General features: G+C 32.8%; 18 protein-coding genes. 5 read left to right on the plus strand and 13 right to left on the minus strand.

What is annotated here, in order from left to right; all coding sequences use genetic code 11:
- Nucleotides 1-418 precede the first annotated feature (418 nt).
- Nucleotides 419-1,345, plus strand: coding sequence for a YihY/virulence factor BrkB family protein (locus PMI10_RS17515; protein ID WP_007810480.1), 927 nt, complete (start codon nt 419-421; stop codon nt 1,343-1,345).
- Between the two features lie 39 nt (nt 1,346-1,384).
- On the opposite strand, the gene PMI10_RS17520 is transcribed toward PMI10_RS17515, so the two are convergent.
- From PMI10_RS17520 to murQ, 8 genes are all read right to left on the minus strand, one after another.
- On the minus strand, nt 1,385-2,014 hold the full coding sequence (locus PMI10_RS17520; protein WP_007810481.1) for a 3'-5' exonuclease: 630 nt from the start codon (nt 2,012-2,014) through the stop codon (nt 1,385-1,387).
- A 2-nt stretch (nt 2,015-2,016) separates the two neighbouring features.
- Nucleotides 2,017-3,936 carry a DUF294 nucleotidyltransferase-like domain-containing protein gene (locus tag PMI10_RS17525; protein WP_007810482.1) on the minus strand — a complete coding sequence of 640 codons (1,920 nt, stop codon included), beginning with the start codon at nt 3,934-3,936 and terminating at the stop codon, nt 2,017-2,019.
- A 145-nt stretch (nt 3,937-4,081) separates the two neighbouring features.
- The gene (locus PMI10_RS17530) at nt 4,082-4,855 is read right to left on the minus strand and encodes a TerC family protein (RefSeq protein ID WP_007810483.1); all 774 of its coding nucleotides are present in this window, start codon (nt 4,853-4,855) and stop codon (nt 4,082-4,084) included.
- 14 nt (nt 4,856-4,869) lie between these two features.
- Complete coding sequence (locus tag PMI10_RS17535) at nt 4,870-5,241, minus strand: hypothetical protein (protein WP_007810484.1); 372 nt, start codon at nt 5,239-5,241, stop codon at nt 4,870-4,872.
- A gap of 280 nt (nt 5,242-5,521) precedes the next feature.
- Nucleotides 5,522-6,097 carry a DUF1572 domain-containing protein gene (locus tag PMI10_RS17540; RefSeq protein WP_007810487.1) on the minus strand — a complete coding sequence of 192 codons (576 nt, stop codon included), beginning with the start codon at nt 6,095-6,097 and terminating at the stop codon, nt 5,522-5,524.
- Nucleotides 6,098-6,099: 2 nt separating this feature from the next.
- Nucleotides 6,100-6,672, minus strand: coding sequence for a pentapeptide repeat-containing protein (locus PMI10_RS17545; RefSeq protein WP_007810488.1), 573 nt, complete (start codon nt 6,670-6,672; stop codon nt 6,100-6,102).
- Nucleotides 6,673-6,763: 91 nt separating this feature from the next.
- Complete coding sequence (locus tag PMI10_RS17550; protein WP_007810489.1) at nt 6,764-6,985, minus strand: DUF6095 family protein; 222 nt, start codon at nt 6,983-6,985, stop codon at nt 6,764-6,766.
- 114 nt (nt 6,986-7,099) lie between these two features.
- Nucleotides 7,100-7,912, minus strand: a complete 813-nt coding sequence (gene murQ / locus PMI10_RS17555) for an N-acetylmuramic acid 6-phosphate etherase (protein WP_007810490.1) — start codon at nt 7,910-7,912, stop codon at nt 7,100-7,102.
- 192 nt (nt 7,913-8,104) lie between these two features.
- On the opposite strand from murQ, the gene PMI10_RS17560 reads away from it, so the two are divergent.
- Complete coding sequence (locus PMI10_RS17560; RefSeq protein WP_007810491.1) at nt 8,105-9,247, plus strand: helix-turn-helix domain-containing protein; 1,143 nt, start codon at nt 8,105-8,107, stop codon at nt 9,245-9,247.
- A gap of 153 nt (nt 9,248-9,400) precedes the next feature.
- Complete coding sequence (locus PMI10_RS17565) at nt 9,401-11,788, plus strand: TonB-dependent receptor domain-containing protein (protein WP_007810492.1); 2,388 nt, start codon at nt 9,401-9,403, stop codon at nt 11,786-11,788.
- 48 nt (nt 11,789-11,836) lie between these two features.
- On the opposite strand, the gene PMI10_RS17570 is transcribed toward PMI10_RS17565, so the two are convergent.
- Both PMI10_RS17570 and PMI10_RS17575 read right to left on the minus strand, forming a co-directional pair.
- Nucleotides 11,837-12,505 (minus strand): ZIP family metal transporter, encoded by a 669-nt coding sequence (locus PMI10_RS17570; RefSeq protein ID WP_007810494.1) that lies wholly within the window; start codon nt 12,503-12,505, stop codon nt 11,837-11,839.
- 56 nt (nt 12,506-12,561) lie between these two features.
- A complete protein-coding gene (locus PMI10_RS17575) occupies nt 12,562-13,326 on the minus strand; it encodes a class I SAM-dependent methyltransferase (protein WP_007810495.1) in 765 nt (254 codons plus the stop codon).
- Nucleotides 13,327-13,467: 141 nt separating this feature from the next.
- Between PMI10_RS17575 and PMI10_RS17580 the strand changes: the two genes are divergently transcribed.
- On the plus strand, nt 13,468-14,631 hold the full coding sequence (locus PMI10_RS17580; RefSeq protein WP_035632123.1) for a THUMP domain-containing class I SAM-dependent RNA methyltransferase: 1,164 nt from the start codon (nt 13,468-13,470) through the stop codon (nt 14,629-14,631).
- Nucleotides 14,632-14,726: 95 nt separating this feature from the next.
- Nucleotides 14,727-14,963, plus strand: coding sequence for a hypothetical protein (locus PMI10_RS17585; protein ID WP_007810497.1), 237 nt, complete (start codon nt 14,727-14,729; stop codon nt 14,961-14,963).
- A 93-nt stretch (nt 14,964-15,056) separates the two neighbouring features.
- Here PMI10_RS17585 and PMI10_RS17590 read toward each other — a convergent pair whose 3' ends face one another.
- Genes PMI10_RS17590 through rlmD form a run of 3 tightly spaced genes read right to left on the minus strand, consistent with a single transcriptional unit; the run spans nt 15,057 to nt 17,804 of the window.
- Nucleotides 15,057-15,872: a DUF6048 family protein gene (locus PMI10_RS17590; protein WP_035632125.1), complete on the minus strand. Its 816-nt coding sequence runs from the start codon at nt 15,870-15,872 to the stop codon at nt 15,057-15,059.
- A complete protein-coding gene (locus tag PMI10_RS17595) occupies nt 15,844-16,380 on the minus strand; it encodes a DUF6452 family protein (RefSeq protein WP_007810499.1) in 537 nt (178 codons plus the stop codon). The genes PMI10_RS17590 and PMI10_RS17595 overlap by 29 nt, the downstream gene beginning before the upstream one ends.
- Before the next feature lie 11 nt (nt 16,381-16,391).
- On the minus strand, nt 16,392-17,804 hold the full coding sequence (gene rlmD / locus PMI10_RS17600) for a 23S rRNA (uracil(1939)-C(5))-methyltransferase RlmD (protein ID WP_007810500.1): 1,413 nt from the start codon (nt 17,802-17,804) through the stop codon (nt 16,392-16,394).
- Nucleotides 17,805-18,053 lie beyond the last annotated feature (249 nt).

Here is an 18,053-nt window from a genome sequence, read left to right on the forward strand (position 1 = left end):
CTAAGATTTTTATTCTCAGGCTGATCGGAGTCGAAGCCCTTCAAAGTACAACAAGCCTTGGTAAGTTTATCCTGAGCGAAGCCGAATGGGCTCAGGATGACAGCATTTTCAAAATAAATCTGCTAAATCTGCAGAATCTGCGTGAAAAAACTTTTTAGAATAACATTTTTCAGAACCTAATTCAGTTTTTCTCTCCAATATTTTTTCTGATTTTTTTTTAGTATAAAAGAGCTTCTTATAGTCACTTTTTTATCATCCACAAAAATATAAAAATCAAACATTTTGGAACCGATCAGGAGTATAAAAGGATTTCAAAATAACAAATTAACATGGTAAAAATATAATATTTGCCCAAAAAGCGACAATTCATTTTTTTTGATTATTGCTTAAATTTGAAGGTATATCAAAATCTTGCCTAGTGAAAAACCGAAATATATTTTCAAAATCATGGTACTTACTAAAAAACACCTTTTTAGAATTTCTGGAAGATGACGCTATAAAGTTAAGTGCTGCTTTATCCTATTACACCATTTTTGCGTTACCGCCATTATTGATTATTATCATAACAATTTGTGGTTTCTTTTTTGGAGAAGAAGCTGTAACAGGACAACTTTATGGGCAAATAAATGAATTGGTAGGAAATGAAGCTGCAAAACAGATTCAGGAAGCAATCAAAAATGTACAGCTTTCAGACAGTAATGTTTTTGTTACCATTTTCGGGGTCGTTATGTTACTGATAGGGGCATCAGGAGTTTTTGCCGAAATTCAGAGCTCCATTAATTATATTTGGGGATTGCGTGCCAAACCAAACAAAGGTTTTAAGAAATTTGTACAGAATAGGCTAATGTCGTTTTCAATGATCGTTTCAGTTGGTTTTCTTATGTTGGTGAGTTTAATGATAAATGCTACTTTAGATGTTTTGAATGCAAGATTAAAAATTTATTTTCCAGAAAGTACAGTGTATTTGTTTTACATCCTGAATTTGGTAATTGTTTTGGGAAGTATCACGTTGCTCTTCGCTATTATTTTCAGGACACTACCCGACGGAATCATTAAATGGAAGGATGCGTTTATTGGTGCCTCATGTACATCAGCTCTTTTTATGATTGGTAAATTTGCTATTGGATTTTATTTGGGTAATTCAACAATAGGATCTGTTTATGGTGCCGCAGGATCGGTGATTATAATTTTGGTTTGGGTTTATTATTCGGCCATCATCTTATATTTTGGAGCCGAATTCACTAAGGTTTATGCCAAAAGTTATGGAGGGAATATTTCTCCAAATGCATATTCTGTAGAAATTAAAAAAAAAGTTATTGAAATTGACAGCGCAATAAAACAATAATATTCTTATGGTTTGCAAAACATTGAAACAAAAAATAGATTATAGTTTAAACAACTGATTCAAATTAATTTCCTTTTTCTCTCTTAGTTTTTTTACAATTTTCAAAAAAGCAATCGCTGTAATATAGGCATCCCCCAGGGCGGTATGACGGTCTTTTTTTGAAATGTCAAATTTATCTGCCAAATCATCCAATGCATAATGATCTTTACGCTCGAACAAATGTGATTTGATTAAGGTTTTTTTATACAAAACTCCTGTGTCAAGAGATTTGTTTTTTAATTCCGGCAAACCATTTCTTTCTAATGCACGATTGATCATTGTTATATCAAAATTAGCATGATGTGCAATAATAATCGAATCGCCCAAATAGTTTAAAAATTGTTCTAAAGCCTCTAATTCTGTGGGGCGCTTTACAATAAAATCCTTCAAAATACCATGAATCTGTGCAGTCGACTCATCGTAATGATCCTGTTCTATATAAATTTCAAAACTTTCTTCAATTTTGATAATATTGTTTTGTAAAACAAGGGCACCAATACAAAGTATTCTGTCATTTGTATAGTCGAAACCTGTGGTTTCCGTATCGAGAACTACAAAACGTGTTTCTTCGATCGTAATGTTTTCATTGAAAAGATTTTCTTCTTTTTCCCAAAATTTAAATAAACTCATCTTTATACAATATTAGAAACATTAAAACGTATCGAAATTAATTCCTGAAGCTCTTTTATAGTTTTGAAAGTTCTTTTTAGTTTTATTTTTTCCATCTTCGAAAGCGATTCCAAAGCAATAAACTGTCCGGAATCATGATGCAAAAGCCCTTGTTTGGTTCTGAATTTTAATAAAGCTTTGAAAGAATAGGAACACGATAAATAAAGCTCACTGTTCTGAGGTTCCAATTCAGCTAATTTTTCAAAACGTTCTGCCGTATTACTGATTGATTTTACAGAATGTGATAAAATTAAAACCCTTGCAGCATCTGTCAGCGGCATTAAAGCTCTTCTTTTAATATCAAATTGATCTTTGTTAGCACCATCTTGTTCAACCAGAAATTGTCTGAAAAAACCTGTTGGTGACGGACTTTGCAAAGCTCCGCTAACCAAATGGACATAAAAAATAGGATTGGCTTTTACATTTTCAAAAATCGACTCTGATAATTGACTGACAATCTCAGCGTCACCATATTTCAGGCTGTAATCAAAAAAGATAAAGGATAAAAGAACTTCATTTTTACCCGGATTTGTAATCCAATAATGTACCTGATTTTTCCATTCGTCCAGGCTCATACACCATTTTGGATTTGAAGCCATCATTTCGGCAGGACAATAATCATAACCAATTTCAAAAAGTCCTTTATTAATATGTGTGGCTAATTTTATAAAATAGGCTTTTGTTTCATCTCTGAAAACTTCAGAAACATTTTCATACACAATGGCATTATCCTGATCTGTATGCAACATTTGTTCATCACGACCCTGACTTCCTAAGGCCAGCCAGGCAAATTTCACTGGAGGAGCACTGTGCATTTTTTCTAACGAAATATCAATAACACGGGTTACACAGGCATCATTTAATTCTGTTATGATTTTTGTAATCAGGGTCATCGGGATATTTTGATCTAAATATCCTTGCAGCAATTGCATGATTTGCGCTCTTATAGGCTTAATTTCTTTAACTTTTGTAGTTCTTTTTAAGGCCTTAATTAAAACCGCAGGATTATTTCCCAGCGATACCATAAGATCATGTTTAGATAAAATCCCAACAGCTTTTGTATTGACAGTTCCATCTTTGGTAAGACACAAATAACTGATATTACTTTTCATCATAGCCATCTGCGCCTCAGTAACCGTCATTTTTTTAGAATACGTAATCACGGGCGATGTCATAATAGTTTCGGCAGTGGTAGTAATAGGATAATCGCCGGAAACAATTTTGTTACGTAAATCCTTGTCGGTAATAATTCCGATTGGGAGCATTTCATCAACAATTAGAATGGCGCCTACTTTTTTCTTGGTTAAGATTTTTGCAATTTCTTTTGCTGTTGTTGATGGTCCGCAGGTAACAATTTTTTTAGAATATTTTACAGGCTGTAAATCAAATAATTCTTTATCAGAACTTAGTGTTTCCTGTGCTATAACTTCTCCATACAAATTATTCTTATGAATTTCGGAATAAGGATTTTTAGTGTTCGAAGCATAACTTTCGATCAGGAAATTACCAACAGCTTTGTTTTCTAATGCATAAGGTTTAAAAACAGCAATAGGTATCGCGTATAATATGCTTTCTTCATAAGTACTGGCTTCCATAACGTAATTTTCCTGCGCCAAAAGCGGTCTAAGCCCAAAAATATCACCTTCATCGCACATATCCAGAATAACATTCCTTTGATTCTTTTTGAGTGCAACTGCCCCTTTGTGAACCACATAAAACGAATCATGTGTTTTTTCGTTTTCGGTAAAAATCACCGAATCTTTCTCTTTATAAATAATAGAAATTTGTTCAGATAATTTTTCAAGATCTTTTTGATGCAAAAAATTAAAAGGAGGAAAACTTTTTAAAAAGTCAGCAACTCTATGTGAAATAGTATTTTTCATTCGTTAGGTTTAGGTTCCAATTTAAGACTTAAAATAGAAATGTAAAAGAAACACATTTAAACTTTTTATTCAACTATATTTTATGAAATATCAGGTTTATTTGTTAAACAAAAAAAGCTCCTCAAAGGAACTTTTTCATAATTATTTACGATTGTTTCTTTCGAATTCGCATATTTATAAATTCTACTGCTAATGAAAATGAAATGGCAAAATAAAGATACCCTTTCGGAACTGCACCTATATGTTCGCCTGCCAATGCAGCATTTGATAAGTGCATGCTTTCGGTAATCAGCATAAAACCAATTAAAATCAAAAACGAAAGCCCCAGGATTTGTATAGATGGATTTTTATTGACAAAATTTCCAACAGGAACAGCAAACAGCATCATAATCCCAACCGAAATCACCACAGCCGTAATCATGATTGTCAGCGCACCATTTACGCCATTTGTCATTCCGACTGCAGTTAAAATTGAGTCAATAGAAAAGATTAAGTCAATTAATAAAATTTGCAAAATAACATTCGAAAATGATTGTTTTGCAGCCGTTTTTATCGTTTTTTCTTCTTCACCTTTATGATCTACTTTTTCGCTTATTTCTTTGGTACTTTTATAGATTAGAAATAATCCGCCGGCAAACAAAATCAAAGCCTGTCCGGTAAAATCAGCATTTAGCCATCCCCAGTTTATACTAAATAAAGTTGCCTTCATTGCAATCAAATAGGAGATGCCCATCAATAATGCAATACGCATAAACATAGCCAGGAACAAACCAATTCTGGTAGCTCTTTTACGATTTTCCTCAGGCAGTTTACCAGTTACAATCGATATAAAAATAATGTTGTCAATTCCTAAAACAATTTCAAGAAAAGTAAGTGTTAATAAGGCAATCCATGCATCAGGATTCAAAAATATTTCCATTTTAAATACTTTATTTATTCAACTTTATATACAGTTCCGCGTTGTTTCTCATCAGAACCAACCATTCCAAACTCAAAAGTATAAGAATCCTTTTTAGTCGTCAAAATTTTCATGCTTATAGCTTTCTCTTCCGCCATGCTTTTCGGATGCTTCTTTTGCAGAATATATTCGCAGTCACTTACCCATCGTACAGTCGAGGTATCAGTCTTACCATCAAAAGTCTCAATTTCGATGCCGTCTTTACGTTCAAAAAAAGTAGTTTTTTTAACGCCGTTTACCTCAAATTCAAATTTAAATTTTCCGTTTTTAAAGTCTTTGCAATTGTGTTCTGCATTATAACATGATGCTAATGTGAGTAACGTAAATAGGAATATAATTTTTTTCATTTTAAATTAAGTTGTTTTTTAGGAGCTAATCCTGCTTTCCATTTCAATCTTTTAATTTTTTAAAGAAAAAAATCAAAAGGATTTCCATTGCAATCAGGGCTAAAAGTTTATTGGTGAATAAGAAACATCGTTACAATAAAGATGAAAATGATATTAAGAAAACTCAGAAAAAATAAATTTCGTCTTTTGTTTTCAATCGTTTGTTCATCAGATAATTTTGTTCTGCAGAATTTAATTAAAATCCAGTAACACAATCCTCCAAAATCAGCATGGAATTCTATCATTTTAATCTTTTTAATTCATCATCCGTAAAATTCCTGATTTCTTTTTCTTTGGCAAACTTTTCGGCATTGTAATTTCCGGATTTATTTTTAGGAATCGATAAACTGTCCCAAGGATTGTTTTTCAGTTGTTTGGCATAAAAAACAATTTGCCCAACGTGATACGGATAATGAGCCAATTGCCGATTGATAGCTTCTATTACCGTGTGACCCTCATTTCTAATATAAATAATATCCGAAAGCTGTTCTGGTTTTAAATTGTTTAAAGCTTCCAGAAAACAATCCCAGCCTTTATTCCAGACAAGAATAACTTCTTCTTTAGATTGCAAATCATTTTCAAATTCGGCATCACGGTTGCGCCATTCTTTTTCGCCGTCAGTAGTCAGAAAGTCTGTCCAGCGTGACAGCATATTGCCGGAAATATGTTTTACAATGGCTGCAATACTATTGGTATCTTCATTTACAGAGACAAAAAGCTGTTCGGGTTCGAGTTGCGCTATGGCTTTTTCGCCCAGCATTTTATAATATAAAAATTGCTTTTTAACGCTTTCCAAATAAGATTCTGATGTATTCATGATTACACAATTTTAATATCGTATTTGTCTAAAAGACCGACAATTCCCTGAGTAGAGAACTGAGCTTTTCTCATTGGGTTAAATTCCGGATCGATTTTGTAGTTATAAGCCGTTCTAAAATCGACACTTGCCAATTGGGTATCATTAAAAATGGCTCCTTCTAAATTACAATTATCAAAAACAGAACTCGTTAAATTTACTCCAATAAAAGTCACATCTCTCAAAGATGAATTGATAAACTTTGTTTTAGGCATTTTTTTGTTCGAAAAGATGGCATAATCTAAAGCGGTTTCTTCAAAGTAAACCTGAAACAGAAAATCATCACATTCGTTAAAAGCGATCCCTAAAAGCTTACAGTTTTTAAAAGTTACATTTTTTAAACTCGTTCCCAACAAACTTGTCATAGACAAATTGCAGTCAATAAATTCACAATCTAAAAAAGTATTGTAAGCAAAATTACTGTTTGAGAAATCACAGTTTTTAAAAACACAATCTTCAAATTCGCGATTGTTTATTTTTTTGTCAATATAAATGACTTTCTCGAATGTTTTTTGAATGTGTATTAGGCTTTCCATTTTGTATTTGGATAAAAGATAAGATTTTAATTTAAAGGTTTTGTATTAAACCTAACAGGTTTTTAAAACCTGTTAGGTTTAACGTTGGTTATTAGTCATTAAATAATCCTTTCATGATGGTTTTCAAACCGTAAAAAATTAAAAACATAGCACTTAAACAAGCTACAATTCCGATACCTAAAACCAAATAATGCCAATTGGTATGCTGATTCATAAAAGCATTATATATTAATGACGGACCAATAAACAATAGTGGCAGAGCACCGGTTAAATATTTAATTCCTTTTCCCAGTAATTCTTTATTTGTTGCCATTTTGTTTTTGTTTCAAGTTTTGAAAAGTTTCAGGTTTCAAGTTTATCACAATCTTGTCAGAAATGACAAACTTTATGTTGTAAAAAAGTCATCTTACATTTTACAGAAAACCTTTTACTTTAAATAATTATCAACCGCTTTACGAACGCTGCCATATTTTTTTAATAGTTCAGAAGCTTCTTCATATGAAACCGAAATTTCTCCCATAATCATTTTAACGCCTCTGTCTACCAATTTAACATTGCTCAGCTGCATATCGACCATTTTGTTGCCTTTTACTTTTCCGAGCTGAATCATTGCAGCAGTTGAAATCATGTTCAAAACTAACTTTTGAGCGGTCCCAGCTTTCATTCTGGAGCTTCCCGTAACAAATTCGGGACCTACAACAACTTCAATAGGAAATTGTGCAGTTAATGCTAAAGGACTTCCTGCATTACAGGTAATACAGCCGGTGAGTATATTATTTTGATTACAGGTTTCCAAACCACCAATAACGTACGGTGTTGTTCCCGATGCGGCAATACCAATAACGGCATCATTTATACCTATATTATGTGCCTGTAAATCTATCCAGGCTTGTGTTGCATTATCTTCGGCATTTTCTACCGCACGACGAATTGCAGTATCACCACCGGCAATGATCCCGTTCACTAAATCAAAAGGAACTCCAAAAGTAGGAGGACATTCAGAAGCATCTACAACGCCCAACCGTCCGGAGGTTCCGGCTCCGATATAAAATATTCTGCCACCTAATTTTAATTTAGTTACAACCTGCGCAATAAGAGCCTCAATTTGTGGTAAAGCTTTTTCGACTGCAAGAGGAACAGTTTTGTCTTCATTATTAATATTGGTAAGCAGTTCGCGAACTGACATTTTTTCTAAATGTTCGTACTTTGACGCTTGTTCTGTAGTTTTTGTGAAGGTCATTTTTTGTATAATTGGTCTTGCCCAAAATTACTCTTTTTTATTGCAATCCCGAAATTTCAGACGCAAAGTCGTAAAGATTTTTATTCTTTTTTATGGAATTTGTCGCCACGTTTAATGAATAGTAATTCTCATACTTTTCCAGATTCTTTTTGCACAACTAAAATAGTATATTTGTTGTACAACAATAAATAAATGGATAAACTCAGTTTTCTAAATGGTATAGCGTGGACGGCTATTTTTGTTTCGCTGCTCCTTTCGTTCTTTTTACTCACTGTAAAAACAAAAAATAAATTAGCCAACCGATTATTTGCTTCTTTCCTGATTTTAACCGCGATTGATCTTAGCGGATTTTTTATTTACGATATTTCAGACAGCTTAAATCTGGAGGTTTTCAGATGGACGGCTTGTTTATTGATTATGCCTTTGTTTTACCTTTATGCATTAGCGGTTTGTTATATTGATTTTCGATTGCAGCTTAAGCATTTATTACATATAATTCCTTTCATAGTTTTAAATTTAGTACTAACTCCTCGATTTTATCTGGCAGAAGGAATTGATAAGCTGCGTTTTTTTGATGCTCACAATCAAATGCCTGAGATGTATTTTTTACGGATTTTAGTTGAAGTCCAATATTTCTTTTACATCATCCTTGTATTTTTAGTTTTAAAAAAATACAAGGAAATATATCTTGAAAACTACGCAAATGCAAGCGCTTCAACATATAAATGGCTGTTTCAGATGACAGTTGTTTTTCTTACTGCCCATACAATCGTAATTTGCAAAAATCTATTGCGTTATACTAATTATGATGGAATGTTTCTTTGGGCAAACGTGGTTGTCGGAATTGTAGCTTTATTGATAACCTGTTGGTTTGTTCTGAAAGCATTAAACTATCCTGAACTTTTTAAAGGTGTTAATTCTAAATTGCAACTGGCAAAAGAGATACTTCATATATCAGAAACCGGAGTTTCAGAAACGGTAAAAATCAAAGATGATCTAATTACACAGCAGATTATTTTACTGAAAGATTATATGGCTCAAAATGAGCCTTATCTCGACCCTTCGCTTACCATACAAGAACTCGCTAATCAGATTAATATGCCGGCACGAGATTTATCAGTTTTGATTAATCATCATATGGACCAGCATTTTTTTGATTTTGTTAATGAATATCGCATCCAAAAAGCAATGAATATTTTAAAAAATCCTTCTAAAAAGGATTTGACTATTCTGGAAATCTTATATGAAGTTGGTTTTAATTCAAAATCATCTTTTAATACTTCCTTTAAAAAATACACACAAAAAACGCCAACAGCTTATAGAAATAACTCATAATTAGCGTTTTGTAAAAAGTCGTACTTCATACAAAAAAAGTCGAACCAATTTCATTCGGAGAAATTGGTTCGACTTTTTTTTGTCGGTCGCGTACGGAGATTTTCTAAGGCAACTTTGCTTCAAATTAATCGAACAAGTTTAAAATTAGAAATTATGAAAAAAGTGAACCTTATTATTTTTTTACTATTGCCTTTATTTTGTTTAGCACAATCAACATTTAAATTAAAAGGAAAAATAACGGAAGAGAAAACATCTTTAGGCTGGTCAAATATTATTGTCTCAACTCAGGATGGAAAAATTGTTGACGGAACGACTACAAAAGAAGATGGTACTTTTGAAATCAATATTAAAAAGGGTACTTATAAAATTGGCGTTACTCTTTTAGGTTTTACAAATTGGGAAAAAGAAATTTCAATAGAAAAAGATACAGATTTAGGTACAATTATACTAAAAGAAAATGCTACAAACTTAGGAGAGGTTGTTATCAAAACTAAAATAAATACGATTGAACAAAAAATTGATCGTGTGGTTTATAATGTAGAAAATAATATTTCGGTTGTTGGAGGCGATGCATTAAGCGCCATAAATACAGCTCCGGGTGTTGTTGTGCAAAGTAATGCAATAAATATTTTAGGAAAAGGAGCGTCCAGAGTTATGGTAGACGGACGTATGATTGAATTATCCGGAGAGGAATTAAACGGTTTTTTAAAATCTATTTCGGCTACTGATATTAAAAGTATTGAAGTAATCACAAATCCGTCTGCAAAATACGAGGCAAACGGTACCGGTGGTATTATTAATGTTATTTTGAAAAAAGGAATTAGAAATTCCTGGAAAAATTCTTCTGTAATATCTTATGATCAAAATAAATACGGGATTTATACTTTGAGAAATAGTTTCTTTTACAGCAAAAATAAGTTCCGATTTGCTTTTAGTGGAAACGGAAGAACAGGGAATAGCAGAAGTACAGAAGATTTAGATATTTATTACCCAAATGGACTTTGGGCAGTAAAAGACGATTCAAAGCAAAAAGAAAACAATCTCTCCGGCCGTGTGTCTTTAGATTATGATCTTTCAGGCAGAACAACAATAGGTTTTCAGTATTTGAATGAAAATGCTGCTCCCGATATGCGTTCTAAAACTGATATAAAAATCTTCAATACATCAAAAACTCTTGATTCATTATTAGTTAACAATGGTAATAATAATAAATATTCAGGAAGCCAGACATACAATGCGCATTTGGTGTCAAAATTAGATACGTTGGGCAGAAAAGTTAGTGTTGATTTGGATTACTTCAGTTATAATTCAAAATTTGATAAAAATTTCATGGCAACATCTTATTCACCAGACGGAACTTATCAAAATACAAATCAGTCCGCCAGAAATAATTCGAATCAAAACATTGATAATGTCAGTGTGAAAACAGATTTAGAACAACCGTTGCAGTTTGTGAATTTGTCATATGGAGCAAAAGTCAGTTTTATAAAAAGTAATAGTGATGTGTTTTATTATAACACCATCAGCGGAACTCCGGAACTTGATCCGAATCAATCGAATGTTTTCGAATACAAAGAAAATAATCAGGCAATTTACATTAATGGTGATAAAAAAATCAATGATAAAATTACAGTTCAGCTAGGATTTCGCCTGGAAAATACACAAACAAACGGATACTCAGAAACCTTAAACCAAGAAGTGGAAAATAATTATTTAAAGTTATTTCCAAGTCTTTACGCAGATTACAAACTGAATAAAAATCATGGTTTTAATTTTAGCTATGGAAAACGTATAAACAGACCTGGTTTTGGACTATTAAATCCGTTCCGTTCCTACATAAACAGTAACAGTTATTCTGAAGGGAATCCGTTTTTAAAACCCTCTTTCAGTAACAATTTTGATTTTACTTATTCGTATAAAAAGAACTTAAGAACCAATATATTCTTTAATACTATTAATGATGGTTACGGAGTTGTTTTTACATCAAATCCGGAAATAAATACTCAAATTATGAGCAGGGAGAATTATTTTAAAGAAAATTCATTTGGAATAGGAGAGAACTATTCTGCCGAAATTACAAGTTGGTTTGAAACGCAAAGTTCAGCTTACCTCTTGGGATCAAAAACATCATTTATCTCTGATATTAATGCAGTTCCGTCAAACAGTATGCAAGTTTATCTTTCAACAGAAAACACCATTTCACTGGGGGAAACAACAAAATTACAAGTAGAGTATTTTTATAGTTCACCATTTAAAAAGGGTTTGTATGAAATTGGATATATGTCGGGCCTGAACATGGCAATAAGACAAAGTTTGTTTAAAAATAAATTGCAATTGAACTTTCTGATCAATGATATTTTTAATAAATCATATCTAAAAGGTTACAAATCTATAGTGAATGGAGTTACTCAGGTTTACAGCCAAAATGAAAGCAGCAGATTCTTCAGATTATCAGCGACATATAACTTTGGAAATAAAAAAATAAATGTTGAGCAACGAAAATTCGGAAATGAAGATGAGAAAAAAAGAACTCGTAAGTAATTAAATTTAAAAAAAAACTGACCTGTATTTATTGTAGGTCAGTTTAAATTATATAATGAAGGCCAAAATTATTCCAAGTACAATCATAGATACTTTGGCAATATTGAATTTATGTCCTTCGCTGCTTTCAAAAATGATAGTTGATGAAATATGGAATAAAATTCCAATTACAATTGCTGTGATTTCAGTATAATATTCGTTTAGGAAAGGTAAATATTCGGAGGCAATTGTACCCAGAGGAGTCATAACAGCAAAAGTGAGCATGAAAGCAAAAATGGCTTTTTTATTAAGACTTGCGTTGATAAAAAATGTCGTTAAAATTACGGCAATCGGCAAGTGATGAATGGCTATTCCGATGGCTAAATCATGATGATGTCCTACCGGAAAGCCTTCTAAAAAGGCATGAATGCATAAGCTGATGAAAAGTAACCACGGAATCTGAGACATTTTAGCATGCCCGTGAACATGTCCGTGTTCGGCCCCTTTTGAGAAAAACTCAAGTATGATCTGGAATAAAATCCCAACCATTATAAACAGACCAATTTTGTGATTGTGCGATTTGTAAACTTCAGGGAGCAAATGCATTACGGTTAATGACAGTAAAAAAGAACCGCTAAAAGCTAACAAAAGTTTTAGATTGGTCTTGTTTTTTGGTTTTAAAAACAAAGCAACAAAATAACCTAAAAGCACTGAAAATAAGGGAAGTAAATAATTCATTTGTTGTTTATTTAATCGTTTGATTGTTAGTAGGGAACAATTAAACGATTTACCAATTATTTAAATATCATGATTAATCGTTCGCTCTCCGTCTTATGGAATTTTTTAAGTTTATAATCCCCAAAAATATCCAGCAGAAAAATACCTGCTTCAGCCATTAATTCCTCAAAATCCTTTAAGGTTAAGGCTTTTACTTTTTCGGTAAAATGATATTGATGACCTTTATCCTCAAAATCAATTTCTTTAAAAATGTGACCGTCCTGAACGTATCTTTTGATTTTAAAATTAATTCCGTCGACAGTTTTTACTTCTTCAGGAACCAGAGTTTCGATTACCTGATTTACGTTCATAAAATCAATTACCGCAAATCCATATTCCGATAAACTTTCTTTTATGGCTTTTAAGGTGGTGAGATTATCATCATCACTTTCAAAATACCCAAAACTGGTGAATAGATTAAAAATAGCATCGAATTTTTCTTCAAATGGTTCACGCATGTCATGCACTTTAAAATGCAGGCTTTCGTTGCTGTTTTTGCTGGCTTCGGCAATACTGTTTTCAGATAAATCAGCTCCTAAAACATTAAAACCAAGTTGATTTAAATAAATAGAATGGCGTCCTTTTCCGCAAGCGAGATCAAGTACTTTTGCTTTTTCAGGCAAATTTAGATAATGCGTCAAATTGTCCATAAAAATCTGAGCTTCCCGGTAGTTTCTGTCTTTATAAAGAATGTGATAATACGGAGTATCAAACCATGACGTAAACCAATTTTCGGTATTACGTTCCTGATTTGGTGTTGATGAGTTAGGCGCTTCAGACATTTATTCTATTTCAATTAATTCAAAGTCCGGCAAATTTAGTGTATTTTTGCCGAAAAATAACTATTTCGCGACTATACCTAATAACAATGTTGTGATGTAGAGATGCACAGCAGTGTATCTTTAATGATGGAATTTATAAAGATGGAAGAAAATTTTAGAATGATAGCCAAATGTTTTTTTGGTTTTGAAGAAATATTAGAAAAAGAATTACGTGATCTTGGGGCTCAGGATGTCGAAAAAGGAGTACGAATGGTCAGCTTTAAAGGCGATAAGGGTTTTATGTACAAAGCCAATTTGTCATTAAGAACCGCACTTAAGGTTTTAAAACCTATATATTCTTTCAGGGCTAATAATGAGCAGGCATTATATAAAGGGATTTCCGGTGTAAACTGGTCTAAATTACTGAATGCTAATCAGACTTTTGTTATCGATGCTACAGTACATTCTACCTATTTTAATCATTCTGAGTTTGTTTCTCAAAAATGTAAAGATGCGATTGTCGATCAGTTTAGAGAAAGAACCGGACAACGTCCAAGTATAGATAAAGCTTTTCCTGATTTGAGAATCAACGTTCATATAGATAAAGACCAGGTTTCGGTTGCTTTGGATACTTCTGGAAATTCATTGCACCAGCGTGGGTATAGAACAGCTACGAATATTGCACCAATTAATGAAGTTTTGGCAGCAGGAATTTTGTTATTATCAGGCTGGGAAGGACAGAGCCATTTTCTTGACCCTATGTGCGGTTCGGGAACTTTTTTGGCAGAAGCAGCTATGATCGCTTGTAATATTCCGGCAAATATCAACCGTAAAGAGTTTGCTTTTGAAAAATGGAAAGACTGGGATAATGATTTATTCGATCAGATTGTAAATAGCCTGATGAAAAAAACAAAGGAATTTCATTACACGATTAAAGGTTTTGATAAAGCACCAAGTGCCGTTCAAAAAGCTAAAGATAATATCAGAAATGCCAATTTGGATGATTATATTTCTATTGAAGAAAATAACTTTTTTGATACTGAAAAAGCCGTAGAAGGAAAATTACATATGGTTTTTAATCCGCCGTATGATGAGCGATTGGATATTCATATGGAAGAATTCTACAAAAATATTGGAGATACTTTAAAGAAAAGCTACCCGGGAACAAATGCCTGGTTTATTACTGCAAATCTTGAGGCCCTTAAATTTGTGGGATTAAAACCTTCACGTAAAATCAAACTTTTTAACGCAAGTTTAGAAGCTCGTTTGGTAAAATACGAGATGTATGAAGGAAGTAAGAGAACGAAGTTTCAGATAACAGAATAATAATTTTAAGGTTCTAAGTGGCTAAGATACTAAGTTGCTAAGTAAAAAAAACTTAGAAACTCAGAGCCTCAGAACCTTAGTAACTCAAAAAAAAAATGACAAAACTACAAGTAAGAGCTTTTTTATATCAATTAGGAAGCTTCACTATTTTCTTTTTTTTAGGAAGATATTTAGCTATAACTTATACAGGGTTGACAGGAATTTGGATTTCGGCGACATCTGCTATTGCGGCAACTTTAATTGCTCCCAAATTTCAAGCTGTAAAAACCAAAGATGGAGAGAAGCTTTTTATGAAATGGATTTTTATAAAAGGAATCAGGGAAATAGGATAAACAAGTACTGGCAAATTGAGTAAAAAGTAAAAGCCACAATTTACAAATAGTTAATATTAATTTGCGAATTGTGGCTTATTATTTTAAGAACAATTATTTTTTAGGTGCTTCTTTTTTAATAATCTCAGGAATAATTACTTTTTTCTTATAAAGCGGTATGAAATAAGAAACGGTATAGTTAAACCCTATTCCAAAGTTTCCGTCGTAAGTTCTGTTGAATCCGGGAATATATAAATTTTCAAAGTTACCAGGTTCTTTGTTGGCAACTAATAGTTTCAATTGAAAACCAAAACCGACAAACACATTATTAAATACTTTCGCTTTTACGCCTAAACAAACTTCGGCCCAGGCAGCTGTCAGTCCAGTATATTTTTCTCCGGAAACAATTGTTTGCTGTTCTCCCCAGTAAGGATTTGGATTATAGATTTTATAAGTGTTTAATTGTTGGCTAAAAGTACTAAAACCTCCACGAAGACCTATTGTAATCAGGTTCTCCATATCAAGCCAGTTTTGATAGGTATTATAATCGAAACCTCCTTTTATGTAAGTTCCGGTTGCTGTCGAATTTAATCGGTCATCATCAGTAGTTTTATCTTCAATACCAAGCTCAGCTGCTATGTAGTATTTTTTTGTCAGTCGAAAATCACCCACAAACTCTACACCTTTATAATTTTTGTCATAAAAGCCACGTGTCAGTTTAAACAAATCAACACCTACACGCAGACCATAACGGTCAGTTTTTGGAGGAACAGTGTCTTTAACGGCTTCCTGAACATTTTTTTTGACTGCAGGTTTTGGTTTTTCCTGAATGATTTCTTTTGTTATTGTTGTTCCTGTATCTTGCGCCTGAACGAAAAACATTGAAAACAATAAACAAATACTAAAAAAATACTTTGACATGTGTTTCATTTTCAAATTCAATATTAGAGTTTTCCGGTTCAGCCAACTGAATCCATAATCCATCATTTCCCGAATCAGTTACTTCTAATGGATTTTGAGTAGCTAATTTGTAAATTGTTTTAAAACCACAGGCTCTCGAAACATATACATTTTGCCTGGTGTAATTAATTTTTATCTGATCTGTGTTACTAAGTGTCGGATTAGTACTGTCTGAATTTAAAGTAAAGGTAAAGGTTGCGCTGTCTTCACCTGTTCTTAACGGAATTGCAATTGAATCACCACTCGTTAAATATTTTGTTTCATCAATAGCACTTTTATTAAAAACAATACCTTCCGTCTGACCTTCGCCAACTACTTTTAAGCGGGTTACATTTTGTTTTAAAGAAGGTGTTGTGATATAATAAAACGAAATCACCAGCCGCGGTGTAGTTGGTGTATTTGCATCACAAATATCATCTTTTTCGCAACTTGATAAGCCAAATGTAAAGGGTAATAAAAAATAAAGAATTTTTTTCATTTATAATTGTGTTATCTGAGTTCTAAAAGTACAACATTTTCCACATGATGCGTTTGCGGAAACATATCTACCGGTCGGACACGTGTTACTTTGTATTTTTCATCCATTAAAGCGAGATCTCTTGCTTGTGTTGCCGAGTTACAGCTTACGTACACGACTTTTTCAGGAGCGATTTTCAGGATTTGTTCAATAACATCCTTATGCATTCCGTCTCTTGGCGGGTCAGTAATAATAACATCCGGTTTTCCGTGTTGTGCGATAAAGGCTTCGTTAAAAACGACTTTCATATCTCCTACAAAAAACTCGCAATTCGTAATATTATTGCGCTCTGCATTGGCTTTTGCATCTAAAATAGCTTCAGGAACGCTTTCTACACCAATTACCTTTTTTGCTTTTTTAGAAACAAATTGCGCAATAGTTCCGGTTCCGGTATATAAATCATAAACAGTTTCATCACCGGAAAGACCTGCAAAATCACGCGTTATTTTGTATAATTCGTATGCCTGATCTGAGTTGGTCTGGTAAAATGATTTGGCATTAATGCTAAATTTCAAACCTTCCATTTCTTCCAAAATATAATCCCTGCCTTTATATAGTTTTATATTCTGATCGTAGATAGTATCATTCTGTTTTGAATTTACCACGTATTGCAATGATGTAATTTGTGGAAATTTCTCATGAAGATGATCTAAAACCAATTCGCGGTTTGCTTTATCATTTTCAAAAAACTGAATTAAAACCATGATCTCCCCAGTGGAAGCAGTACGGATCATTAAAGTTCTCAATAATCCGGAATGTTCTCTTGGATTGAAAAAAGCTAGATTATGCTCATTGGCAAAAGCACGCAGTTCATTACGAATTGCATTTGAAGGGTCTTCCTGTAAATGACATTTGTTTATATCAAGGATTTTATCCCACATTTTTGGAATATGAAAGCCCAAGGCATTTCTGTTTCCTAAATCTTCAGTGCTGTCAATTTCTTTTTCGGTTAACCAACGGCTGTTCGAAAATGAAAATTCCATTTTATTTCTGTAAAAAAACTGTTTTTCAGAACCTAAGATATTTTCAAACTCAGGTAATTCAACTTTACCAATACGCTGTAAATGATTTTTTACTTCATTTTGTTTGTAATATAGCTGTTGGCTGTATTTCATGTTCTGCCATTTGCAGCCACCACAAACACCAAAATGTTCGCAAATTGGCTCTGTGCGATGTTCTGATAATTCATGAAATTTAACTGCTTTTCCTTCGTAATATGCTTTACGTTTTTTAAAAGTTTGTATGTCTACAACATCACCAGGAACAACATTCGGAATAAAGATTACTTTTCCGTCTGGCGCTTTGGCTACTGATACTCCTTTTGCTCCGGCATCAAGAACTTGTATTTGATGAAAGACAACTTTGTCTGTATTTTTTCTTCCCATAGCGCAAAAATAAGAGTTTGTAAACTTATTATAAATTTAATTTCTAAAATATTTTATCAAATTCTTTAATTTATGGGTTTACAGGTTTAAAAGCTGACTTTGTTTGCCAAAAAATAAAGCTTATTTTTAATATAAGTATGGCCTGTCTTTTACTCGCTGGGTGTAATTGAAAACAAATAGATCAAAAAGTATAAATTTGAGTAAAAAATCTTTATGCTTTCAGCAATCAATGTCATCCTGAGCGGAGTC

Origin of the sequence: Flavobacterium sp. CF136 (assembly GCF_000282055.1) — a bacterium.
Lineage (GTDB): Bacteria > Bacteroidota > Bacteroidia > Flavobacteriales > Flavobacteriaceae > Flavobacterium.